Raw genomic sequence first — 25,077 nt, forward strand, 5'->3', positions numbered from 1 at the left:
CGGCTATATGTATCTCAATTGCAAATCATTCTTCAGCCTGCGCTATGGTACCATCGATACAAAAGACCTGGTCAGGATGGCCCGTGAAGCAGGTGTTACCTCACTGGCACTGACTAATATCAACATCACTTCCGATACCTGGAACTTCGTGAAGGAATGCCAGGAACAAGGCATCAAGCCTATCATAGGACTGGAATGCAGGAACGGGCATCAGCTGAAATACATTCTCCTCGCACGTGACATGGAGGGATGGTTTTACATCAACCGTTTCCTATCTGATCATCTGCATAAGGAAATACCTTTCCCTGACCGTGCGCCTGCCTTTCCCGGCATATTTGCTATCTATGCCTGGGGCACTATACCGCTGCACGATCTGCAAAGACACGAACTGGTAGGCATCCGCCGTCGTGAGATCAATAAACTGTTCCGTGTGGATACGTTGTCCTACCCCGACAAACTGGTGATGCTGCAACCCGTCACCTTCCAGGATGCTGATCATTACCAGCTACATCGTGTATTGCGCGCGATAGATCAGAACATCCTTATCAGTCAGCTGCAGGATTATACCACTGCTCAGCCGGATGAACAGTTCCTGCCACCTGCCGTGTTGTTTGACAGCTTTGAACAATATCCTCATATCATCAGTAATACGGTGCGGGTCATGAATGCCTGCAGGGTCGACTTTAACTTTAAAACACCCCGTAACAAAAAACATTTTACGAACAGTGAAACGGAAGACCATGCCCTGCTCCGGCAATTAGCATATGACGGTATGCTCAAACGTTATGGCCCGGACAATGCAGAAGCAAAAGCACGTATTGAAAAGGAACTGGGCGTTGTACGAGAGCAACATTTCGATTGTTATTTTCTCATCACCTGGGACATCATCCGCTATGCGCAGGAACGGGGTTTCTTCTATGTGGGCCGTGGCAGCGGTGCTAACTCTATTATTGCATATTGCCTGAAGATCACAGACGTTGATCCCATAGAACTGAATCTTTATTTCGAAAGATTTCTCAATCCTTACCGCAGCTCTCCTCCTGATTTTGACATCGACTTCTCCTGGAAAGACAGGGATGAGATCATCGACTATGTATTCAGGAAATATGGCAATGTACACACGGCCTTATTAGGCACTGTTACTACCTTTCAACAGAATGCCACCATTCGTGAACTGGGTAAGGTATATGGTCTTCCCAAACACGAAATAGATAAAATACTGGACACTCCTTTCAACCCCGACCTCACCGGAGACCATGTACAGCGGAACATACTGCGCTACAGCCAGCTGATGTCCGGCGCGAAAGCATTTCCTAATCACCTCAGCATTCATGCCGGCGGTATCCTGATCAGTGAAGCACCCATTCATCAGCACTGTGCTACTTATATGCCACCTAAAGGCTTCAGCACGGCACAACTGGACATGCATCAGGCAGAAGCGATCGGACTGTTTAAGTTTGATATACTTAGTCAGCGTGGTCTTGGACATATCAGGGATGCTATTGGCATTATCAAGGAAAACAAAGGCGTAGATATTGACATTCATGATGTGAAAACATTCATGCGGGATCCACGTGTACAGCATGAACTGAAAACAGTAAATACCATTGGTTGTTTTTATATCGAATCACCCGCTATGCGGCAGCTGCTGCAGAAACTGCAATGTGAAGATTATCTCACACTGGTAGCCGCCAGCTCTGTGATACGGCCAGGTGTAGCGCAATCAGGTATGATGCGACAATATGTGCACAACTACCGAAACCAGGATAAGGTGGTATACATGCACGAGATCATCAAACAGGTATTAAGTGAAACATTCGGCATCATGGTATACCAGGAAGATGTGATCAAGATAGTACATGAATATGCTGACATGGACCTCGCTGATGCGGACATCCTGCGCAGGGCCATGGCCGGTAAATACCGCGGACAGGGGCAATTTCAAAAGATAGAACAACAGTTCTTCAGCAACTGTAAACGGTTGGGAAGACCCGATGATGTGACACAGGAACTCTGGCGACAAATAGCCAGCTTCTCCGGCTTCTCTTTTTCAAAAGCACACTCCGCAAGTTTTGCAGTAGAGAGTTATCAGAGTCTTTTTCTGAAGACCTATTTCCCTGCGGAATTTATGGTAGCTGTTATCAACAACTTCGGAGGTTTTTACAACAGGGAACTATATTTCCGTGAACTATATAAAACCGGTGTTACTATTAAAGCGCCCTGCATTAATAACAGTACCTATCATACACGGATAACAGGTGATATTGTATACACCGGCTTTATTCACATCGAAGGACTGGAAGAAAAATGGATGGAAGCAGTACTGGAAGAACGTACACTGTATGGGCCTTTCGAGAACCTGGAAGACTTCGTTGCACGTATTGCACCTCCGCCGGAACAGTTGGATATACTGATAAGAATAGGCGCTTTTAACTTTGACAAGCACACAAAAAAAGAACTGTTGTGGAAGAGCAGTCTGCTGCTGAAGAAAAGAGGGCCGCATGCAGAACATATACAACCATTATTCCGGGAGCAGGTGCCCGAATGCGCGTTGCCGATGTTGTCCTATCATGATCATGAACATGCGTTCGAAGAAATTGCCTTGTTGGGTTTCCCCTTGTGCTCTCCGTTTGATATTCTGCAACATGACCAGCGTGAATATATTCCTGCAAGGCATTTTAAGGCCCATAAAAACAAGGTTATCTCCACATTGGGATACTTAGTATGCACGAAGGGTATTTACACCAGTAAAGGCGTTCCAATGAGTTTTGGCACCTTCATGGATGTGAATGGCGATTTTATTGACACGGTACATTTCCCTGATATTCTTAAACAGTATCCTTTTCAGAAAGGAGGGTTTTATATCCTGCAGGGAAAGGTGACGGAAGAGTATGATGTGTATTCAATAGAGGTAAGCTATATGCGGAAGATCGGCTACTTTGAGGATAATTAACAAGACGGAACGATATCATAATAAGCGACAAAGGGTACATCAGAAGATGTACCCTTTGTCGCTTATTATATACTTTTCCAGCGCTTATTCCAGGTTGAACAAGCCTTTATTCAGCAGCTGTAATGTTTTCTCTTTGTACTGACCACCTATCAGGATAGAAATGTTATGACGGCTGCCTCCGTAGGAGATCATACGCAGTGGTACTTCATTCAGCGCTTCAAACAGTTTCTTCAGGATGGAAGGAGTAGCAGCTACTTCGTTACCTACAATAGAAACGATGGTCTGGTGATGATCCAGTTCTACAGAACCGAAAGGCTGTAATTCTTTCAGCAGCTGGTCCAGGTTAGCTGTATTCTCTATTGTCAATGATACGGCTACTTCTGAAGTAGTGATCATATCGATAGGTGTACGGTATTTCTCGAACACTTCGAAGATCTTACGGAGGAACCCGTAAGCCAGCAGCATGCGGCTGGATTTGATCTTGATAGCGATGATACCATCTTTGGCAGCAACGGCCTTCACACCGTCACCGCTGGGTAGTTCAGTGATGATGGTACCTTTTGCTTCCGGCTGCATGGTGTTCAGCAGTTTCACCGGGATGTTGAAGTGCTGTGCAGGCCAGATGGAAGCAGGATGCAGGATCTTGGCGCCGAAGTAGGCCAGTTCCGCAGCTTCATCGAATGACAGCTGTTCGATCGGGAAGGTTTTCTTTACTACCCTTGGATCGTTGTTGTGCATACCGTCTATATCTGTCCAGATCTGTACTTCGCTGGCCTGGATGGCAGCGCCGATCAGGGATGCAGAATAATCGCTACCACCCCGTTTCAGGTTGTCTACTTCACCTTTAGCGTTACGGCAGATGTAACCCTGGGTTACGAACACGGTTTTACCCTTGTGTTTTTCCAGCAGGTTACCCAGCTTGATCTTGATCTTTGGAATCTCAGGCTCTTCGTATTCGTCGATGCTCATGAAGTCCAGCGCTGGCAGTAATACTGCTTCTATGCCGGCTTCTTCGAGGTATATGCTGAACAGGCGGGTAGACAGCAGTTCACCTTGTGCCAGTATATCCTTGTTCAGGGCTTCGTTAAAAGATATCTTAAGAATGATGTTCAGGAACTCGAAATGTTCGTCAACAACAGCAGCAGCCTTGGCGCGAGTACCGTCCTGCTTGACCAGGGCTTCGCAAAAAGTTCTGTAATGTGCTTCCAGCTTGTCTATCTGGCCTTTTGCCTGTTCCTTTTTGCCCTCTGCAAGGGATTGCCCGATTTCTACCAAAGCATTGGTAGTACCGGATAATGCAGACAATACAACTATTTTAGGAGCATTATCAGCAGTCACCAGACTGGCCACGGCATGCATACGTTCTGGTTTACCTACAGACGTACCACCAAATTTTAAGATCTTCATTACTGTTGAGTTGTTATATGTTTGACGCTACAAGATATTGAGCTTAAAAAGCCGCAAGTTCGTGTGTTTACAGCGACTTTAAAAATCCAATTTAAATTTTCCTGCTACTTCCTGCAGATCTTTCACTACGGGGTCCAGTAAGGGGATACCCGCGGTTCTTCTCTCTTTCTCCATTTCCCGTTCAGGATCGCCTGGTATCAGCACCTGTTCTCCGGCTACAGGCGTAGCCTGACGGAAGCGGGTGATCCATTTGTCCATATGCCCTTTGAACTCATCTGCCGGACGGAAGGCATCCACGCGCATGGCTCCCAGGAAATGTCCCAGGCCTTCTCCTACCGGATCGGGCGCCAGTGGCAGGAAGCTCACGAAAGGCGGCGCCCAGGGGCCGTAATTGGCGCCGGAGAGTACTGCAGAGAAGATATCCACGATCGCTCCCAGGCAATATCCCTTATGACTACCGTGGTCACGATCGCCACCCAGCGGCAAGAGCGCACCACCTGATTTCAGTTCATGCGGATTGGTACTGGAATGGCCGTCTTTGTCCTGGATCCAGCCGGTAGGCGCTTCCTCGCTTTTCCGCTGGAGGATCTCCAGTTTACCATTGGCAGCCGTAGTCGTTGCAAAGTCAGCCACAAAAGGCGGCTGTTCTTTGGCTGGTATGGCTACGGCAATGGGGTTGGTACCCAGCATACGCTCGGTGGCGAATGTCGGGGCTACCAGTGGGCTGGCATTGGTCATGGCCATCCCGATCATATCTTTTTCCAGGGCCATCATGGCATGCTGGCCTGCTATACCGAAGTGATTGGAATTCTTAACGCTTACCCAGCCACTGCCTACGGCCGCAGCTTTCTCAATGGCCACTTTCATGGCAAAGGGGGCTACTACCAGTCCCAGACCGGCATCCCCGTCTACAACGGCCGTACTGGGTGTTTCATGCACCACACGTACGTTGGGCGTGGCATTGATCCTGCCGGCTTCCCACAAACGTACATAACCGGTGAGGCGGGCTACACCGTGAGAGTCTATTCCCCGCAGATCTGCAGATAACAATACTTCACTGGCAATGTCGGCATCCTGTGGCGGACACCCCATTTTTATAAATACTTCCCTGGTAAATTCCCGCAGATGGGGATAAGAGAATGTTTGACTCATTGTTGCTTAAATCCTGTTTCGGGTATGGTTTCCGTTCAGCGTTTCTCAGAATGATTATGCCTGTGCAGTAGGTCCGCCAAAGTTCATGGGCAGGGAAACAGGGTCCTGGTCCTGAATGGCCCCATGCACAGATTCATATTTCTTGATATTGTCCACCAGGGCTCTCATGAAACGCTTGGCATGCTGAGGAGTCAGTATGATACGGGATTTTACCTTAGCCTTAGGTAATCCGGGCATCACATTTACAAAATCCACTACAAATTCTGCGTTGGAATGGGTGATGATAGCCAGGTTGGCATACACACCTTCTGCTATTTCCTCGCTCAACTCAATATTAAGCTGATTCTGTTCTTCCTGCTGATTTTCCATATTATTTTGCTTTTGCGGTACAAATGTAAAAAAGAGACCTTAAAATGAAAGGTCTCTTTTTCAAACGTCGGTACAAGGAAGTAATATGGTTTATTGTGCATCCCACCAGACGCGGCGTGTCAGCCTTGTATTGGCAGGTGTATTGGTATTGTAGCGTACCTCACTGCTGGGGTAGAACAGCGATCTTGGCAACTGACCTCCCAATACATTTCCATCAGGAGCTGTCAGCACTGGCAAACCGGTCCTGCGCCAGTCTGTCCACACCTCAGGGCTGAGGAACAGGGCGATGTATTTCTGCGTCATAATGTCGTTGAGCGTAATATTAGCAGCTGTCCTGTCCACTTCGGTCAGGTAGCTGGCATCGTTGATGGTCCTGACGAGATTCGCCCTTACCGCTTCATTATAGGCCGCGGCTGCCGCCGTCATATTATCACTCCGGAATTGTAGTTCTGCTTCTAAAAACTTCAGCTCATCGTAGGACATGAAATAAACCGGAGAGTTGGCAGAACCGTATAATGGACCCAGTGCAGTATTATCTGAAGGGTCAAAATACACGGCATACCGGGGATCGCCGGCGGCGTTCATGATATCATTCAGGTGGCCGGTGAAGATAATATCGGCGCGCTGGGTATTAAACTGATACCAGGGCGCCTGGGTAGTAGTGGCAGAGCTACCTACAAATTTGATAAAAGCGGCTTCTCCGGTATGGAAACCCTTGTCAGCTTCTGCCAGCGCTTTGGTCAGCGCAGTATTATCTACTTTGATAGTGTGCAGGTAAAACTTCGCCTTCAGTGAGTGTGCAAACCTTACCCATTTATCCAGATCCCCTTCAAATAAAAGATCATCATTGGAGCCTGGCTGGAAAGCAGCGCCATCATCCACTACAAGATCAGCAATCGCCTCATCGAGCAGGCGGTGCAGCTCGGTGTAAATGGCCTGCTGATTGTCATATTTGGGCTGTGTATTGGCCAGACCTTTGAAGGCTTCTGTAAAAGGAACATCTCCCCAGAAGTCAGTTACCTGTCCGAGATCATTTGCCATCAGGATCTTACCTACTGCGGCGTAGTGTTTTTGTCCGGCGGCAGTAGCAACAGATATCAACGTATCAATATTCGTCATAATAGCGCCATAAAAACCGGCGTACCACATGTTATCCACATCGTCTGGCGTGATATTATACGCATTGGCGTTGGCTGATTGGTTAGCGTCTCCAGTTACCTGTTGCATAAAGATAGACGGGAAGCGGGAAGCATCTCCCCCCCAGGTATAAGCACTCTGCAGGATCACTCCTGGCAGCAGCGCCGATGCTGTTGGATTCTTCAGCTGAGAGGGGTCGTCATTGATGCCATTATAGAAGTAGTCTTTCCTGCATCCCTGCGAGATGGCTAACAGGAGTAATAATGGCAGTATATATTTAGTAATCCGTAACATGGTCATTCGTTTTAAAGGGTTAGAATTTAAACTTAAAGTTCAAGCCATAGCTGGAGGTACCGGGTATGTTGAAGTAGTCAATACCCTGTGCATTAGTAGCCCCTGTCAGGCTAGTTTCCGGGTCTATACCCTTATACGGTGTCCATATGATGATGTTACGGGCAAATCCGCTAACAGTAACGCCTTTAACAAATCTTGAGTTCTTGAACTTGTCTGTCGGAAAATCATAAGATAAAGTCACTTCACGCAATTTCACAAAAGAGGCATTATCTATAAATGTCTCTGTCTGTGCACCAAAACCGCCACCATTTCCAAGGTACCAGGCTTCATCCAGGGGTACTGAGGTAGTATTTACTGCACCTCCACCAGGTTTCTCGGCACCACCTTCATTATGCACGACCTGACCTGCATCGTTCAAATGTCCCAATACACCCGGGAATACGTGCATCTCACCCCTGTTTATTGTATAGTAGGATGTACCAATAGCCTGAAGAGACCCGCGTGTTCCATTCCACAGGTCGCCTTTATGTTTCCAGTCTACCAGAGTATACAATGAGAATCCTTTGTAGCTGAAAGTATTACCGATACCCATCAGGAATACCGGGTTAGGGTTACCTACCTTTTTCTGTTCGGTAGAGACTACAGGATAACCGAAGTCGTCTGCGTTATCACTGACAACAATGCGACCTTGTGCGTCCCGCTGCCAGCCATAAGCATAGATAATACCAGCAGGTTCATTCGGCACGTGTGCTATCACCGTACCGGTAAAACCGTTCACTGTTACCTGGTTGATGCCCGGAGCCAGGGCCAGTACCTTACTGCGGTTCATGCTGTAGTTCACAAACATATCCCAGGTAAAGGCCTTGCCAACTATTGGTTTGGCACTCAGGGTGATTTCCAGACCATTATTCCTGATAGCCGCTGCATTCAGGTTCACATACTGGTATCCCGCAGAACCTGCTATAGGAGCTCTTACCAGCAGATCAGTACCCTTGGTATGATAACCGGTCGCATCAATTCCAAAACGGTTATTGAAGAACTGTAATTGCAGGCCGGCTTCATAAGAGAGCGTCTTTTCAGGTTTCAGGTTGGGGTTGCCCAATACGTTGTTCAGTGAGAAACTGCCTTTTCCATCATACGGGAAGGAAACACCTGTAGTGTAGCCATCGGGATACGTGGTCGGCACTGAGAAAGATTTTGTCAGGAAAGAACCTGGATCTTTACCCACCTGGGCAACTGAAAACCTGATCTTACCAAAGCTGAGCACCTTTCCTCCTTTCAGGGCGCCGAGCTCTGTAAATACAAAACCTAAGCTGGCTGATGGATAGAAGAAGCTGTTGTTACCTGCTGGCAGGGTGGATGACCAGTCATTACGCCCCGTCAATTCGAGGAACAACATGGATTGATAGTCGAAGTTAGCATCAAAATAAAACGATATCCTCCTGTAAGGAGTGACATAGTTATATGATTTCTGCACAGTGGCATTACTGATATTATCATATCCCGGAGAGGTCAGACCGTCGCCCTGTACATACAGCTCATCCAATTTACGTGAGTATAGGTTATTACCCACCCTGAGGTTTACCCTGAAATCTTTGGACACCTGTTTGTTATAGGTCAGGATCGCGTCTGAGTTCACACTTTTATAAGTGTACCTGTCGTCATACAGACGACCGCCATTATAGGCGCCGGATTGTATTTCGTAATACTGGTGACGGTTGTCACTATATATGTCCGTACCAATGCGATAAGTGAGTGTGAAGTCTTTTATAAAATCATAGTCCACCTGCAGGCTTCCTATGATACGGTTCACTGCAGTCGTGTAAGGGTTCTTATTGATAGTCCAGTAAGGGTTATCGTATATACCGTTCCGGTAAGAACGCGGTAACCCGTTGGATAACAGATAAGTCCGGGGATCATCAGCAGCCAGTCCACCGTTTGAGTTATCAAAAGTTACAGGCGTTCTGGTTAACCCCAGCATGATACCAGACAGGTTACTACCATTTTGTGGCATGGCGCCGTTGGTAACATTGAAATTAAGGTTAGCTGATGTCCTGATCTTTTCAGAAATTTTCAACTGTCCGGCCAGTGCAATAGCAGTACGTTGCTGATACTGTAATGGCACAATGGAGTTCTGGTAGTTATGGGAGACGGACATGCGGTAAGTAGCCGCCTCTGTTCCACCTGTAAATGACAGGCTATTATTATAAGTAACAGCTGTTCTCCAGAAATCCTTGGTATTATCATAAGGCACGAATTTAATATTGGCGTTGGGGTTGGATGCACCTACCACATCACCATGGAAATCAGATTCATTGGGGACACCTGTCCAGAACAGGGTGTCAATATTTGCGCCCCAGGAATAGCGGGTAGTTGAACTGAATGGCGCCAGTTTGCCACCTGTACCTTTCGAGAATTGTTTCTGGATCTTTGGCAACCTGTTCACCCTGTCAAAGGAGATGCCCGTACTGAAATCTACACTAACCTTACCAGCCTTACCTTTTTTAGTAGTAATGATAATGGCGCCATTCGCAGCGTCAATACCATAAATCGCGGCGGCGGCGGGACCTTTCAGCACGGAAATACTTTCGATGTCGTCCGGATTGATATCCGCGCCACGGTTAGTATTGGTAGCCCCCTGCAAAAGGTTGTTTGTAGCATCGGCAGGATCACCGGAGTAGTTTTGTGAGTTATCTACCGGGATACCATCAATGACGAAGAGGGGCTGGTTATTACCGGTCAGGGAGTTCGTACCTCTGAGTTTTATAAAGGTGGCCGCCCCTGGAGTTCCTCCGGAACCAATTACCTGCATACCGGCCACTTTACCAGACAGGGCCCTGAGTGCATCACCCTGGCTGGCCCTTACAAGATCGTCACCTTTTACGTCCTGTACAGCATATCCCAACGCTTTTTTCTCACGTTTGATACCTATACCGGTAACTACTACTTCCTGTAGGTTTTTGTTGTCCTGTGTCAGGGTAATGTCAAAAGTAGCGGCTGAGCCCACAGGAACTTCTTTAAGCGTAAAACCCACGCTTCTGATTTGGAGCACATTATTATTGCCGTCCACTGTTAAATGGAAGTTACCATTCTGGTCGGCAGTGGTACCCTTGTTGGTACCTTTAATCTGTACGGTAGCGTAAGGTACAGGCACACCATCGGTTCCTGTCACCTTACCAGTTACTTCACGTTGCTGTGCGTAAAGTCCTGTCGTTAAGCAAATAAGAATTAACAAGCAGAGTAAATGTTTAAACATAACGGTTCGGATTTATTTTTTACACCGGAGAGGTGCGTGAATAAAACAATGCCAAAAAGAGTTTAAAACCGGGTATGCCGTTTAACGAATTTTGCGTTTAGTTAAAATCCAATCTTAGTTTTTCTGTTGATTGATTTACAATGGTTTCTCCTGTATAACAAAAATGCGGGGGCAGGGTTCAGTGGATTAACAAAAAAGGTCCTCCTCAAAGTAAATTGAGGAGGACCTTGTTATCAATTCTAATCTTATGCAGTTACTGTTTTCTTAGTATCTCCCGGATATTGATATTATTTATCCCAGAAGATCTTTGTTGTTACTTTGTCACCATCGCCACCCAGATCTTTCGCAGCTTTGTCGTAATTAGCTTTGTTCAGGTTCTGTTCGGAAACCGGATAGGTGAATCGTACAGGCCATGCACTTCTTGCAGTAGGACCAGGTACGAATACCGGGTAATCAAGTCTTCTTGCTTCTACCCATGCATCGAAACCGCGATTGTACAGGGCAAGCCATTTCTGTAAACCAATCTTCTGTTTGTAAGTACCGGCAGCAGTTGCATAGGCAACAGAAGGCTGAGCCAGGTAAGTGGTTGCTTCAGCAGCTGTACCACCCCAGAAAACGATAGAGTTAGTAACAGCGTTGTTATAATGCGTTGCAGCGACACCTGTCAAGAGGCCTCTTTCGATCGCTTCTGCACGTAAGAACTCTATTTCGGAATAATCGATAAATACGCCTGGCAGATCTTTTCTTTCCAGTTTATCGCCGGGGTGAGAGTAGGCTACGTAAGAACCTTTGGTACCATATTTTAATCCTACAAACTGACCGTTAATGGTAGTGAAGAACTGACCGATCCTTGGATCATTCAGTGCTTTCAGCTGATCGATCATCAGCGTGGTAGCGTTGAAGTCATGACGACCGCTCTGTACCAGGTCTTCCCACAGTGGGTTGGTGTTTGGCGGAACGGTTGAATAAGGGAACCTTGCGTATTCACCCTGGGTGTTGAAAGCCTTAGGGTCTGCCGCGGTAACAGCAGCTGCTGCCTTATCAGGCGCTACGTCCACCAGGGTCATACCTAATCTGAATTTCAGGGAGTTGCCAAATTTGATCCAGCTATTGATCTCATCGCCAGGGAACAGCATATTAGCTCCGCCAAAACCGTCTGCACTTGCATCAAAAGATGTCAGCGCTGCATCCAGGCGGGTAAGCAGGTCGTTGTAGATAGTCAGACCATCTTCATACACCGGGAACAGGTTTTCGTCATCCAGCGCTTTGCTGTAAGGTATATTACCAAATGTATTTACAGCTACTGATGTAGCGAAAATTGACATGATCTCGATCTGTGCCAGCTGGTTCTTTTTAGTAGCAGCGCTGATGGATGCATCAGCTGTTACTACTTTCTTCGCTTCTTTCAGATCTTTCAATACGTCTGTATAGAGCGCGCTCCACACCGCATCAGGAATACTCCTTTTGATCAGGTTGTAGTTAGACTCATCCAGGTAGGTGTTTTCTGTCCATTGTTGTACGATCAATCTGTACACGTTCAGATTCACACTTGTACTGGTCAACAGGTCAGCCAGTTCTTTGGTCGCACTCGCATACAGTGCAGAAGCAGCTACTACCTCTGGTTTTTTCACATCATTGTTAAGTGAAGTGAGGTCTTTGGTGCAGGATACTGTCGAAACCATACCTGCTATAGAGAGTGATGCGTATAAGAATATCTTTTTCATTTTACTTTTTTTGAGTTTAATTCACCTACTAGAACCTGAATCTTACGTTAGCACCGAACGTTCTTGTAGAAGGATAGCTACCACCGATATAACCCTGGTAGTTACCGGAGCTGATAGCATCATCAGGATCTGCATAAGGCAGGTTCTTGTGGATGATCCAGAGGTTTCTACCGATCAGGGAGAAGTCGATACCTTTGAAAGGCGCCATACGTTTGGTGATAGAAGCAGGCAGTGAGTAGGTCAATGATACCTCACGCAGTTTCACATAACTTGCGTCGTATACGAATGCTTTATCAGGATTGGATACGTAACCGTATGTTCCGTATTCGTTTGCGATCCTGGTAGTGTTAGGTTTACCATCAGCAGTTACACCAGGTACAATGATACCACCGGATTTGCTATCGTTGGTCAGCGGAGCTCTTGACTCGTTACCCAGGTCGTTTTTACCCACTGTTTCTGGCAGGATACCTGTTGCCAGGCCATAGTACATATCCAGAGAGAACAGATCGCCGCCTTTACGAACGTCAACCAGGAAGCTCAGGGATAAATTTTTGTATTTCAGTGTGTTGGTGATACCGCCGATCCAGTCAGGATTTGCGTTACCGATGATGTTGTTGGAAGTTGGAGAGATCTGGTAGTATCCATCCTCAACCAGCTTCTGACCTTTGTCATTGTACACGTAGTCTGTACCAATGATAGTACCATAAGGTTTACCTACAGAAGCGTTAACGGTAATGTTACCAGGGAAGCTCGCGAGCTGCAGTGTACTGATACCTGGTAAAGATTTCACCTTGTTACGGTTGCGTGACCAGTTCACGTTAACGTTCCAGGAGAAGTCTTTCGTTCTTACCGGTGTACCGAAAACTGACAACTCAATACCCTGGTTCTGGATATCACCAGCGTTGATCACTTTGTAGTCGAAACCAGTAGCAGTAGATACCGGCAGTGGCACGATCTGGTCTACAGTATTCAGTCTGTAGTAGGTCGCGTCAAAACCGAGGCGGTTCTGCAGAAAGGACATTTCCAGACCTGCTTCAAAGCTCTTTGTACGCTCTGATTTCAGGTTAGGATTGTATTTGGTACCATCAACAGATGCCAGCGGATTACCGTCGATACCTGTTAACACCTGATAGTAATTTTTGGTGTATAATGCGGGAGCTGAGTTACCTACCTGCGCGTAGTTCACCCTTACTTTACCGCTTGACAGCCATGTAGCCTGAGGCATCAGTTTTGAGAATACAAAACCTAATGAAGCCGCAGGATAGTAGTAGCTGTTATTACCTTTAGGCAAGGTAGAAGACTGATCTCTTCTCAAAGAGAGATCCAGGAATAATAATTCTTTGTAACCCAGGTTAGCAGAACCGAATATACCGTCCACTTCTTCAAGTGTAGCGATCTCAGTTGGCGCTTCCATTGGGTTTGCAGTGTTCAGCAGTGCATACAGACGAGGAATGAGCAAACCACCATTTGTTTTAGAAAGGATGGAGTTGTTCGTTGTTCTTCTGACGTTACCACCGAGAATACCTTTGAAGGTCAGGTTTTCAGAGATATTCTTATTGAAATTCAGCATCAGGTCGTAGTTATACTCACTGAAAGTATGTTCATATCTCTGGTACTGAGACACATCGATTGAACCTACTGCGATTCTTTCTTCCTGCATTTCATTATAAGTATCCAAAGACACACGGCCCAGTACATTTAACCAGTCGGTCACATTGTAGTTCAATGCGATGTTACCGAAGTTACGTGTACGGTGATCGTTCTCATAGTTCTCGTATCTTGTCCAGTATGGGTTATCCCAATATGCAGGAGCAAGGCTACCAGGATACTGCTGGTTCCAGGTGATGTTTCTCATCTCCTTTTTATAAGCAGCTTCCTGATCTTTCACGTCGGTGTTGGTTTCCCACCACTGCCTGAAGTTAGTCATCAGGTTTTTAGAATCATAACCAGTACCGTAACGGCCCTCGCCCTTGATCAGGGAAGTATTTACTGCTGCACTGGCAGTCAGTCTGGAAGTCAGGTTGTAAGAAGAACTGAAGTTGATCAGGTCTTTACCGATACGGCTGTTCGGCATGATACCCTGGTCAACGCTCTTGGTGTATCCCAGTTTAAAGTTGCCTTTATCGCTACCACCATCGATCACAGCACTGTTGCTGGTTCCGATTGCAGTTTTGAAGAAATGGGTAGCATCATTTGCAGCTGCTACATAAGGCCTTTTCTTACCATAATTTGGAGAACCTTCATAGAAGGAATCCCAATGGTACACCAGCAGGTTTGGATCGAATTTAGGACCGTAAGAAGCGTCATCTACGGTATTCACGATCTTGTCGACAGTACCATCGCCATCGATATCTTCTTCAGACCAGTAGTCGCCGTAACCAGCACCATAGTCTTTCTGATATTTTACGAAAGTACTTTTATCTACTTTACCAATGTTAACGCCGCTGTTCACAGTAACATTCAGACCACGGTTACCTTTTTTGGTAGTGATCATCACAACACCGTTCGCAGCACGTGAACCATACAGCGCGGTAGCAGCTGCACCTTTCAGTACGCTCACAGAAGCGATATCATCAGGGTTGACATCCGCAGCAGCGTTACCATAGTCGTAACCAGAACGACCTGTACGCTGGTCTTTACTGTTTGTGTTTGAGTTATCCACGGGCACACCATCCACAACGAACAATGCCTGGTTATTACCAGTCAGTGATTTGGCGCCGCGCAGTACGATATTGGTAGAACCACCCAGGGTATTGTTTTTGCGGATTTCCAGACCGGATACTTTACCAGACAGGGAAGTTACCACGTTTGCATCTCTGGTCCTGTTCAGCTCTTCTGCATTTACGATCTGGGCTGAGTAAGGAAGTTCATTTTTATTTCTTTTCACGTTCAGGGCGGTTACTACAACCTCCTGAAGGCTCTGATCGTCATTTTTTAGTGATATAGTCAGGCTTGCATTTCCACCAACAGCAATATCCTGCGCTACATAGCCCACACTTCTAACAATCAGCACTGCATTGCTGCCATTTACATTCAGTTTGAAATTTCCATCCTGGTCTGAAGTGGTTCCCGTATTTGTTCCTTTGACTTGAATTGTAGCGAATGGTATAGGTAACCCATCTGCGCCGGTGACCTTCCCCGAAACCTGACGTTGTTGAGCATACGTCAGCGTAGCGCTCACCATAAGCACGTTGAGAAAGAGTAATGCTCTTTTCTTCATAAACGATTTAGATTTAATTGACAATAAAAAAAATAATCAGTCCCAAGGCCTGTAGTAAGTAATTGGCATAGCGTTACCTGTACAAGCCCCTAACTTGCAAAAACCACTTTATGTTTACTAAAAAATTTGTTGTTGAAATAACCATCCGGGGTGAAGGCGGCAAGAACCTGGATGGTTGTTTGTGGTACGGAAATAAACTCTTCCATCTTACCAACGGAAATAGGATACCGTCGAGCACAGGTTGACATTGTTGTATAACTTGCAGTAAGACAGAACAAAGAGATTCCGACCCCTTTCATATTACGATTTAGATTTTGGTTGAGACCCACAATTTAGAGTTTTTTTTCTCTCTGTACCAAGAAAAATTTAACCTTTTTTTAAGAGAGAAAAAAAACCATATATGTACGTCTATATTTTACAGCTTTCTATCGAATAAAATTTAACATTGATTGCGTCTATTAGAATAAGTATTGCAATTGACAGTATATAAAACCTGTCTTATGACCCTTCACTTCATCCCACCCGCTTCCGATACTGGTTACCTGCGCATACACTGTTTGCTGATAGCGTATCCAGCCTATCAGCCCTTTCCTGAATTTCCAACGTATGCGGCACTGGTACTGCTGTCCCTCTCCTGATAGCCGGGAAACCCCATATTCATACAACATACCTGAAGTAACGGTGTACATACTTTCTGCTTCTCCTGCTGTAAACACCGTGTAACGTATGTACAGTTGCAGCGGCCAGCGGGCACACTGGTACAGCACTTCCTGGAACAGGAGGAAGCCCCGCTGCATCCTACCCTCTTCCCTGCGCCGGCTCAGCTCAACCCTGTTTTTCAGTGTCATGCCCTTTTTCGTTGCCAGTTTTACCTGCAGGCGCCAGCTCTGATGGTCTACCTGTACAGGCGGTGGAAGAAAGGATACATCCTCTTTCCCATCCTGCTGTTTGACTGTGTAATTGTACCTGAGAAAGACCTCCGTCTGTTTGTCGGGTGTATAGGTCAGTGCTGCCAGCAGGTCCCTGCCTCCACCGGGCGCCGATGAACGGTATTGCAACCAGGGAAACCGGAACTGGTCAGCGTAGGCGTTTATCTTCAGATGGGAGTTCACCTTCAGGCTAATGCCTGTATAGATGCCGTTTTCATTGACAGGTCTGTAAAACTCACCCCAGGCATCTGCATAAAGCGAGTGGTAAGCCCTGTTGTAGTTGCGGTACAGCAGCACCATATCCACATTAGCAGTGACACTGGCCAGCAGTCCGCCGATACAGGCTGTTTTTCCATTGCCGCTCATCGCCCCTTCACCGAAGAAGTGCAGACCATTCCAGCTGACTTCATAGTCTGCACTTACCCCAGTCAGCGTTTTACCTTCAAACGCAAAAAGCTGGTAGGGAGTCCCCCCTTTTTGCACTGGCCGGGAGAACTGGTGTTGTATCATATTCAGCCCAGCCTTCCAGTCACGCCCTTTAATAGTCAGGTTGCAGCCTGTTGTAAATTGTTCCAACGTGTGCCGTTTAGCCAGTTCTGTCAAAGACCGGTGATAACCGCTGTTTTCTGTGGTACTGCCATCCAGCATCCTGGAAGATACAAAAGCGGTTCCTTCCCATTTTCCCAGTGCCAGTGTGAGACCTGCACCACGGTAAAAATTATATTCTCCCGCTGAGGCGTAGGGTTTCAACAGCTCTCCCTCCCTTTCTACCTGCATAATGGCTGCGCCTTTTCCGAAGGCCAGGGATTGCCAGTTCAGCAGCCCCTGGCCCATATTCACGGTAAAGTCGCCCAGGGCCAGTGCCCGGATGCATTTATATTGTTTTACAAACAGGTGTACACTATAAAAGTCAAAGCCGCCTCTCTGCGCTCCTCTGAAAAAGGCTTCTCCCGCGTCTTTCTCCATGACCACTCCCCAGCTTATATACCGCGGGAAATTATACCGGTAACGCAATAGCAGTCTGTCAGGGCTACCCAGGTAATGTGCAGGTGTGGTGTCAGTATGCAAGTATCCCCTGCTGGTTTCCAGTTGCCGGCCATAGCGGAAAAGCAGGGTATGATCTCCCTTTTTCAGATAGTCTTTAAGCGTATGCTGCGGCTCCAGATCATTGCCTGCGCGTACATAAGGTAGTATACTACTGATCAGTTGCTCGTCCCAGCCTGGTACGGCCTGCAATTCATAAAGGCTGACCAGTTTGCCCAATTGCTGCCGGTAGGCCAGGAACTGGCGGATCTGCAGGGGAGACAAGATTCCCAGTGATTGCAGGATTGTCGCATCAGCTGTATTCAGGTCGATTTTCCGCCGCATATATCCCTGTAGTTGTTGCCAGTGACCGTCATCCTCCGGTATCTGATCTGTATTGGCTGTATATCCTTCCAACTGACTTTCTGCCACTGCATTCAGGTCAGGCTCGGGCTGCTGTGCACAGCTGTTTTTGTGCAGAAGCAGCAAGAAGAGTAGCGCGACCTTAATGACCATTACCACTAATACCCTCATTGCCGCTGCTTTAATTGCCATACGATCGCGGTTGCCGGAGTGAGACCTAATTGCGGATGATGACTCACGGAAAGCTGTATATACAGCAGTCGCAATGAAATACCGATAGCCATACTATTCAGCTGCGGATCAGTAGACATGCCCAGCTGCAGGGACAATTGCTTTATAATGCGGTACTCGCACATCACTTTGGCAAGTGTTGCTGCATCTGTTTCCTGCGTGACTGCTGTACTCAGCAGAAAGTTGGCACTTACTTCATATCCGAGGCCCACGCTGTAAATAGCAGGCACCTTATTTTTACCCAGGCTTTGCGTGTTACCTGCGGTGGGATTAAATACATGTAATCCCATGTGTAATTGTGACGTAAGATGCATAAGGCATCCTAATTCAAAAACAACCGTAGCAGTTGTTGTATACTGCGGAATGATCTCTGACAGATAATCTGCCTGCATGCCTATGCTGAACCGGTCGCCTAAGGTCCTGCCATAGGAAAAACCAATGGCCTGTCGCCTGTAATCAGTATACCCGGATTGCTGTAAATGCAATCCAAATGCGCCATGCCTGACAGGTACTGCCAGTGCGGCAGCATGTGTGCTGATGGCCTTTAACAGGAAACGCCGTTCCGTGCTTACACCTGCCGTCACAACAGGTATATAGGCAAGTGCCGCCTGGTTTTGTAATGCAGTCAGTAACTGCTGGAAGTTCCGGCTGTAAGTGCCGGCAAAGGGCTGTTTATCGACAGACAGCCATACAAGTTGCGCGCAGATAGCTGCCGTGCACATGGTGCAGACGATGGTCGCAATGATTTTTTTCATTTGCTTCAAATGGTTGGATTAGTTAGTCTTTCAGGGGGGATGTTATGTAGTGCGGGTCAACGTGTTAACAAACAAAAATCTCCTCACATGTGTGAGGAGACAATATTAGGAAATTAATCTTTATTAAAAAAACTATCATCATAATGATCAGAACAGACCATACAATGTTGAGTCTATTTTCGATATGATCTCTCCCAGATCTTCTTCACTTTCCGGGAATTTATTCTTGTCGATATCTATGATCAGCAGCGGTCCTTCCGAATATTTTTCTATCCAGTTATTATAATATTCGTTGAGCCTTTTCAGATAATCCAGGCGGATATTTTCTTCGTATTCTCTTCCTCTTTTCTGGATCTGTGCTACCAGTGTAGGCACGGATGCACGCAGATAGATGAGCAGGTCAGGCGGTTTCACCATCGACTTCAGTGTTTCGAAGAAGTTGAAGTAGTTATCGAAATCACGTTTGGTCATCAGTCCCATTTCATACAGGTTGGGCGCAAAGATGTGTGCATCTTCATAGATGGTACGATCCTGTATCACGATTTCATTGCCGTTCTGTATGTCGAGTAATTGTTTCAGACGGCCGTGCAGGAAGTATACCTGCAGGTTGAACGACCAGCGTGGCATATCTTCATAAAAATCATTGAGGTAGGGATTATGCTCAACATCTTCAAACTGGGCCACCCATTTATAGTGTTTAGACAGCAGCTCAGTCAGTGTGGTTTTTCCGGCGCCAATGTTTCCGGCTATAGCGATGTGTTTGATCTTGCTTTGTTTTGCCATGATAGTATCAGGGGTCACTAATCCTTCAATTGCAGCCAGCTGGTGGCAGCAAGTTGTTAGTTGACTAACCTAAAATTTACAAATTATTTGGTTATCAACTGAAAAAACTTGCCACCATTGCCAACATGGCAATATAACGAGTGATTAATAATAGTGAATTCCAATGAGTTTCCTCGCTTGTTGCAAAGTTTGTGCCGCACTTTCCCTTGCCTTTTCTGCACCTTCTTTCATGATACGGTTCAGGTAAGCTGGATCGTTCTGTAACGCGAGCGCTTTCTCTCTGATGGGAGCGATGAAGTTCACCATGTCATCTCCCAGTTGCTTTTTCATATCCCCGTAACGGATAGTCTGATTATCGTAGGTATCGCGGAAATGTTTGATCACATCCGGGGTACTTACCTGTTCCATCAGCAGGAAAAGATTAGTAACAGCTTCCGACATGGGCGCACCTGGTTCAGCAGGGCCACTATCGGTTTTTGCCTTCGACAGTTTTTTACGGATCAGGTCATCTGTATCGGCGAGGTACAGGGTTGCCATCTGGTTTTCGCTCTTACTCATTTTTCCACTGCCATCCAGGCTTGGTATTTTCACCAGGTCATCTCCAAAGTTGAATGCTACCGGTTCCGGGAACAACTCGCCATAGCGCTCGTTGAAACGTTGTGCGTAATTACGGGCCATTTCCAGGTGTTGTTCCTGGTCTTTACCCACCGGTACTTTCACAGCACGGTGAATGAGTATATCTGCACTCATCAGTACAGGATAAGTTAGCAGGCCGGCGTTCACATTATCCGGCTGCAGGCGTACTTTATCTTTAAAGGTAGGCACTCTTTCAAGTTCTCCCTTATAAGCCATCATATTGAGTAACAGGTATAATTCTGCGATTTCAGGCACATCGCTCTGTACGTACAGGGCTACCTTTTCAGGGTCCAGACCAGACGCAATATTTTCTGCCAGCACGCGAAAAACATTGGCGCGCAGGTCTTTAGGATCAGGATGGGTGGTAAGGGAATGCCAGTCAGCTACAAAGAAATAACAGTTAAATGTTTCCTGCATCCTGATGTAGTTGCGGATAGCGCCAAAATAATTGCCTAAGTGTAAATACCCGGTAGAGCGGATGCCGCTCACCACTATTTCTTTTGATGTAGCCATAATGGGGTGCAAAATAAGGAATTTGCCCATTATGGACTATCGACTATTTAAGGTAACTTTAACGCGGACATATCCGATAATTATTATTTTTTCATTTAATTTGATTTATGGAAGTGAATGCGATGCTGGTACAACAACTGGCAGACCTGGCAAGGCTCGAATTCAGCGAACAGGAGAAAAAGGAGATTCAGGGAGATCTGCAGCGGATGATCACCTTCGTGGAGAAACTGAATGAGCTGGACACCACTCACGTGAAACCATTATTACACCTGACGGCAGACAGAAACGTGCTTAGAGAAGATACTGTAGTTCCTTCCATAACCCGGGAAGAAGGTTTAAAGAACGCCCCTGCTGCCAACGACCAATATTTCCAGGTACCGAAAGTTATCAAGAAATAGAATCAACCTTGTTAATGCTATAAATCTATGCGCCCACATTCTGTCATCCATTTGGAACACATCCGTAAAAGCTACTTCATTGGTAAAAATGAACTGCCCGTACTGAAAGGTATAGACCTGGACATTTTTAAGAATGAATATGTAGCGCTGATGGGCCCTTCAGGCTCCGGCAAATCCACGCTCATGAATATGCTGGGCTGTCTTGACACGCCTACCAGCGGCCGGTATATCCTAAGTGGTCATGATGTGAGCACAATGGAAGATGATGCCCTGGCAAGGGTGCGCAATAAAGAGATCGGGTTCGTATTCCAGCAGTTTAACCTGATGCCGCGTCTCAGCGCGCTGGAAAACGTAGCCGTTCCGCTGATCTATGCCGGTATCTCCAAAAAGGAACGGGAGGACAAGGCCCGGGCTATGCTGGAAAAAGTAGGTCTGGGACAGCGTTACAAACACAAACCCAATGAACTTTCCGGTGGTCAGTGTCAGCGTGTGGCTATCGCCCGTGCCCTGGTCAATGATCCTTCCCTGATACTGGCGGATGAACCTACGGGTAACCTCGATACCAAAACCTCCATTGAGATCATGGAGATATTCGGAACGATACATGCCTCCGGCAACACCGTCGTACTCGTCACCCATGAGGAGGATATCGCCGCCCACGCCCGCCGTGTAGTGCGCCTGCGTGACGGCCTGATAGAATCTGACAGGCTAAATGAAGAACTACTCGCTCACGCCGTAAAATCCAATCAGTAAACAACTCACTGATGTCATTTAAGATCTACACCAAAACAGGCGATCAGGGCAAAACCGCGCTGATCGGAGGCACCAAAGTGCCTAAAAGTAACCTTCGCATAGACGCCTACGGTACCGTAGACGAGCTCAATTCCTATATTGGCCTGGTAAGCGACTACCTGTCTGCCTACGGCGACACAGTAGCCTTATTACGGGAAATACAGGACCGTCTGTTCACGATCGGTTCCTCCCTGGCATGTGATCCTGAAAAGGATACCAAAATGCGTATTCCCGACCTCCAGGCGGCGGATATTACATTACTGGAAAATAGTATAGATCAAATGAATGAGGTGCTGCCGGAAATGAAGTCGTTCATTATCCCCGGCGGCCATGTTGCCGTATCTACCTGCCATATTGCCCGTTGTGTATGCAGGCGGGCAGAACGCCTCTGTGTGGGACTGCAGGAACAGCAGCAGTTCATCGAACCGCTGGTGTTGCAATATATGAACCGGCTGAGCGATTATTTGTTCGTATTAGCCCGCTGGGCGGGACATCAGCTCCAGGTGGCGGAAATACCCTGGAAGGCGAGGATGTGAGGTTCCCGGGGTTGTACCCTGCATACGGATCCCGGGGTTGCACCCCAGGCTACAAACCATAATAGGATTCCCAGCGGAATCCTATTATGGTTTGTTATGATGTTTGATGTTTGCCTCCAGATATGCTTTATACCCGAAGTATACCAGACGCATACCAGACGTAAGGGTGGACTTGAAGGTTACACTAACTCCCCCACTATCCCCCCATCCTTCATGACCAATTGCCTGTCGCTCATAGGAGCAAGCTCTTCGTTGTGGGTAACAATGATAAAGGTTTGTTGGAATTTATCCCTGAGTTCGATGAATAATTGATGCAGTTCCCTGGCATTTTTAGAGTCCAGGTTCCCGGTAGGTTCGTCCGCCATGACAATATCCGGCTGGTTAATCAAGGCCCTGGCTACCGCTACGCGCTGCTGCTCTCCTCCGGATAACTGGTTCGGCTTGTGTTCCAACCTGTTGGAAAGGCCCAGGGTTTCCAGCAGAAAGGCTGCCCTTTCTTTTACCTGCGCCTTGCGGCTGCCTGCAATATACCCGGGGATACAGACGTTTTCTAATGCAGTGAACTCCGGTAAAAGGTGGTGAAACTGAAAGATGAAACCCATATGTTTGTTCCTGAAATCAGCCAGTGCGTTCCCTTTCAGCAGTCCCAGGTTAACGTTATTCAACCAGATTTCTCCGGAACTTGGGGTGTCCAGCGTACCGAGTATATGCAAAAGCGTACTTTTGCCTGCACCGGAAGACCCCACGATAGTAACGATCTCTCCTTTGGATACGGAAATACTTACACCTTTCAGGACGTGTAAGTTGGAATAATTTTTGGTAAGATTGCGTGCGGTTAGCATACTCAAAGAAAAGTAATTAACCTTTAAAATAGTAATAGTTGTTTATTTCAAATTAAATAATACTTTTGCGAAAATTCAGAAAGTAAAAATTTCGATAACATGTACTGGACCTTAGAATTAGCTTCATACCTGGAGGATGCTCCATGGCCAGCTACGAAAGACGAATTAATAGATTACGCCATCCGCTCCGGTGCACCGATTGAAGTGATTGAGAATCTGCAGGAACTGGAGGACGAGGGGGAAATTTATGAGGGAATAGAAGATATTTGGTCTGATTACCCGTCGCAAGACGACTTTTTCTTCAACGAGGATGAGTATTAGACGGATTATTTTCCATTATTGTTGCCTCAGCAATTCGCCTATGCTTAAAAAGTTTAGCCGTTCCTTTTCTTAGGAGGAACGGCTTTTTTTATATCCTGATCAAATTATACTATACCTGGTCAGTTGAAAAAGCACGGAGTGAACAGGCGTTGTATGCCCCAAATTATCTTCCCTTTACCCGTTTGAAACCGGGTATGTTTTCATGTCATAAATAACGTGAGATGATGTACGTGTCATTCGCTGGGGCGGAAACGCCGCGTGATTGATGTATTGTTATGTCTCAAACGACATGTGGGCGGGTACGTTATTGGATTCCCGGGGTTGATCATGCGCAGGCATCGGGGGCCCGCATACACGGATCCCGGGGTTGAAAACCCCGCATACACGGATTCCCGGGGTTAAAACCCCGCACACACGGATCCCCGGGGTTAAAACCCCGCGCTACAAACAAATGGACTCCTAAAGGAGTCCTATTATGGTTTGTTAATGACGTTTATTATAAAATAATAAAAGCCGTAAAAGAGGATCATCTCTTTCACGGCTTTTAAATTATGTTGATACGATACGATGTAATTATTTTTCCATCTGCTCAATTACCTCTGCGGATACACCGGTAAATGAGAAACCACCATCATGGAACAGGTTCTGCATCGTTACCATTTTGGTCAGGTCAGAGAACATTGCCACGCAGTAATCAGCACACTGTTGAGCAGAAGCGTTACCCAGCGGGCTCATTTTCTCTGCATAGCTCATGAAACCATCGAAACCTTTCACACCGCTACCGGCAGTTGTTTTGGTTGGAGACTGAGAGATCGTGTTCACACGTACTTTCTTCTTGAAACCATAGTGGTAACCGAAGCTGCGTGCTACTGATTCCAGCATGGATTTGGCATCTGCCATTTCGCTGTAGTCAGGGAACACTCTCTGCGCTGCGATGTAGGTCAGCGCTACTACGGAAGCCCATTCATTCAAAGCATCCAGCTGGTATGCAGTCTGCAGTACGCGGTGCAGGGACATAGCTGAAATATCGAATGTTTTATGAGAGAAATCGTAATCCAGGTCGGTGTAAGGTTTGCCTTTACGCATATTGATACTCATACCCACAGAGTGCAGTACGAAATCTATTTTGCCGCCAAAATGCTCCATGGATTTAGTGAAAAGGTTTTTCAGATCATCCATATTGGTAACATCAGCGGGTATAACAGGAGCCTTACACAGTTCAGCCAGTTTGTTGATCTCTCCCATACGTAATGCGATGGGAGCATTGGTCAGCACAATTTCGGCGCCTTCTTCCACACAGCGTAATGCTGTGCTCCAAGCCATAGACTTCTCGTCCAACGCACCAAATATGATACCTTTTTTTCCTTTTAATAAGTTATGAGCCATTGGGTTCAAAAATTAATTTCGGCAAAAATAGCTGTTATAGTTGAAAAAAAAAGATTA

Annotated in this window: 18 protein-coding genes; 5 read left to right on the plus strand and 13 right to left on the minus strand. The window is 46.6% G+C overall.

Going from position 1 to position 25,077, the window contains the following annotated elements; translation table 11 throughout:
• Positions 1–7: 7 nt before the first annotated feature.
• Positions 8–2,953 (plus strand): DNA polymerase III subunit alpha, encoded by a 2,946-nt coding sequence (locus CLV42_RS07945; protein ID WP_106601387.1) that lies wholly within the window; start codon positions 8–10, stop codon positions 2,951–2,953.
• An 84-nt stretch (positions 2,954–3,037) separates the two neighbouring features.
• Here CLV42_RS07945 and CLV42_RS07950 read toward each other — a convergent pair whose 3' ends face one another.
• From CLV42_RS07950 to trpS, 11 genes are all read right to left on the minus strand, one after another.
• Positions 3,038–4,360, minus strand: a complete 1,323-nt coding sequence (locus tag CLV42_RS07950; RefSeq protein WP_106601388.1) for an aspartate kinase — start codon at positions 4,358–4,360, stop codon at positions 3,038–3,040.
• A 78-nt stretch (positions 4,361–4,438) separates the two neighbouring features.
• On the minus strand, positions 4,439–5,512 hold the full coding sequence (locus tag CLV42_RS07955) for an Ldh family oxidoreductase (protein WP_106601389.1): 1,074 nt from the start codon (positions 5,510–5,512) through the stop codon (positions 4,439–4,441).
• A 54-nt stretch (positions 5,513–5,566) separates the two neighbouring features.
• Complete coding sequence (locus tag CLV42_RS07960; RefSeq protein ID WP_089834682.1) at positions 5,567–5,881, minus strand: DUF3467 domain-containing protein; 315 nt, start codon at positions 5,879–5,881, stop codon at positions 5,567–5,569.
• A 90-nt stretch (positions 5,882–5,971) separates the two neighbouring features.
• Positions 5,972–7,312: a SusD/RagB family nutrient-binding outer membrane lipoprotein gene (locus CLV42_RS07965; protein ID WP_170117435.1), complete on the minus strand. Its 1,341-nt coding sequence runs from the start codon at positions 7,310–7,312 to the stop codon at positions 5,972–5,974.
• Between the two features lie 19 nt (positions 7,313–7,331).
• On the minus strand, positions 7,332–10,568 hold the full coding sequence (locus CLV42_RS07970; protein ID WP_106601391.1) for a SusC/RagA family TonB-linked outer membrane protein: 3,237 nt from the start codon (positions 10,566–10,568) through the stop codon (positions 7,332–7,334).
• Between the two features lie 287 nt (positions 10,569–10,855).
• Positions 10,856–12,292, minus strand: a complete 1,437-nt coding sequence (locus CLV42_RS07975) for a SusD/RagB family nutrient-binding outer membrane lipoprotein (protein ID WP_106601392.1) — start codon at positions 12,290–12,292, stop codon at positions 10,856–10,858.
• 28 nt (positions 12,293–12,320) lie between these two features.
• On the minus strand, positions 12,321–15,512 hold the full coding sequence (locus CLV42_RS07980; protein ID WP_106601393.1) for a SusC/RagA family TonB-linked outer membrane protein: 3,192 nt from the start codon (positions 15,510–15,512) through the stop codon (positions 12,321–12,323).
• A 458-nt stretch (positions 15,513–15,970) separates the two neighbouring features.
• On the minus strand, positions 15,971–18,019 hold the full coding sequence (locus CLV42_RS07985) for a ComEA family DNA-binding protein (RefSeq protein ID WP_106601394.1): 2,049 nt from the start codon (positions 18,017–18,019) through the stop codon (positions 15,971–15,973).
• A complete protein-coding gene (locus CLV42_RS07990; RefSeq protein ID WP_146154337.1) occupies positions 17,995–18,813 on the minus strand; it encodes a hypothetical protein in 819 nt (272 codons plus the stop codon). Before CLV42_RS07990 ends, CLV42_RS07985 begins: the two co-directional genes overlap by 25 nt.
• 147 nt (positions 18,814–18,960) lie before the next feature.
• Positions 18,961–19,596, minus strand: coding sequence for a deoxynucleoside kinase (locus CLV42_RS07995; RefSeq protein WP_106601396.1), 636 nt, complete (start codon positions 19,594–19,596; stop codon positions 18,961–18,963).
• A 144-nt stretch (positions 19,597–19,740) separates the two neighbouring features.
• The gene (trpS, locus tag CLV42_RS08000) at positions 19,741–20,745 is read right to left on the minus strand and encodes a tryptophan--tRNA ligase (protein WP_106601920.1); all 1,005 of its coding nucleotides are present in this window, start codon (positions 20,743–20,745) and stop codon (positions 19,741–19,743) included.
• A gap of 107 nt (positions 20,746–20,852) precedes the next feature.
• Here trpS and gatC point away from each other — a divergent pair, with 107 nt between their 5' ends.
• The 3 genes from gatC to CLV42_RS08015 are packed head-to-tail and all read left to right on the plus strand — an operon-like array spanning position 20,853 to position 22,471.
• Positions 20,853–21,143, plus strand: coding sequence for an Asp-tRNA(Asn)/Glu-tRNA(Gln) amidotransferase subunit GatC (gene gatC, locus CLV42_RS08005; protein ID WP_106601397.1), 291 nt, complete (start codon positions 20,853–20,855; stop codon positions 21,141–21,143).
• Positions 21,144–21,170: 27 nt separating this feature from the next.
• The gene (locus CLV42_RS08010) at positions 21,171–21,896 is read left to right on the plus strand and encodes an ABC transporter ATP-binding protein (protein WP_106601398.1); all 726 of its coding nucleotides are present in this window, start codon (positions 21,171–21,173) and stop codon (positions 21,894–21,896) included.
• An 11-nt stretch (positions 21,897–21,907) separates the two neighbouring features.
• On the plus strand, positions 21,908–22,471 hold the full coding sequence (locus CLV42_RS08015; protein WP_106601399.1) for a cob(I)yrinic acid a,c-diamide adenosyltransferase: 564 nt from the start codon (positions 21,908–21,910) through the stop codon (positions 22,469–22,471).
• A gap of 179 nt (positions 22,472–22,650) precedes the next feature.
• Here the strand turns inward: CLV42_RS08015 and CLV42_RS08020 are convergent, their stop codons facing one another.
• Positions 22,651–23,313, minus strand: a complete 663-nt coding sequence (locus CLV42_RS08020) for an ABC transporter ATP-binding protein (protein WP_106601400.1) — start codon at positions 23,311–23,313, stop codon at positions 22,651–22,653.
• 99 nt (positions 23,314–23,412) lie between these two features.
• Here CLV42_RS08020 and CLV42_RS08025 point away from each other — a divergent pair, with 99 nt between their 5' ends.
• Positions 23,413–23,634 (plus strand): DUF2795 domain-containing protein, encoded by a 222-nt coding sequence (locus tag CLV42_RS08025; RefSeq protein WP_012794455.1) that lies wholly within the window; start codon positions 23,413–23,415, stop codon positions 23,632–23,634.
• Between the two features lie 573 nt (positions 23,635–24,207).
• On the opposite strand, the gene CLV42_RS08030 is transcribed toward CLV42_RS08025, so the two are convergent.
• Positions 24,208–25,020, minus strand: coding sequence for an enoyl-ACP reductase FabI (locus CLV42_RS08030; protein WP_106601401.1), 813 nt, complete (start codon positions 25,018–25,020; stop codon positions 24,208–24,210).
• Positions 25,021–25,077: the final 57 nt, after the last annotated feature.

This window comes from Chitinophaga ginsengisoli (assembly GCF_003014595.1).
Lineage (GTDB): Bacteria > Bacteroidota > Bacteroidia > Chitinophagales > Chitinophagaceae > Chitinophaga > Chitinophaga ginsengisoli.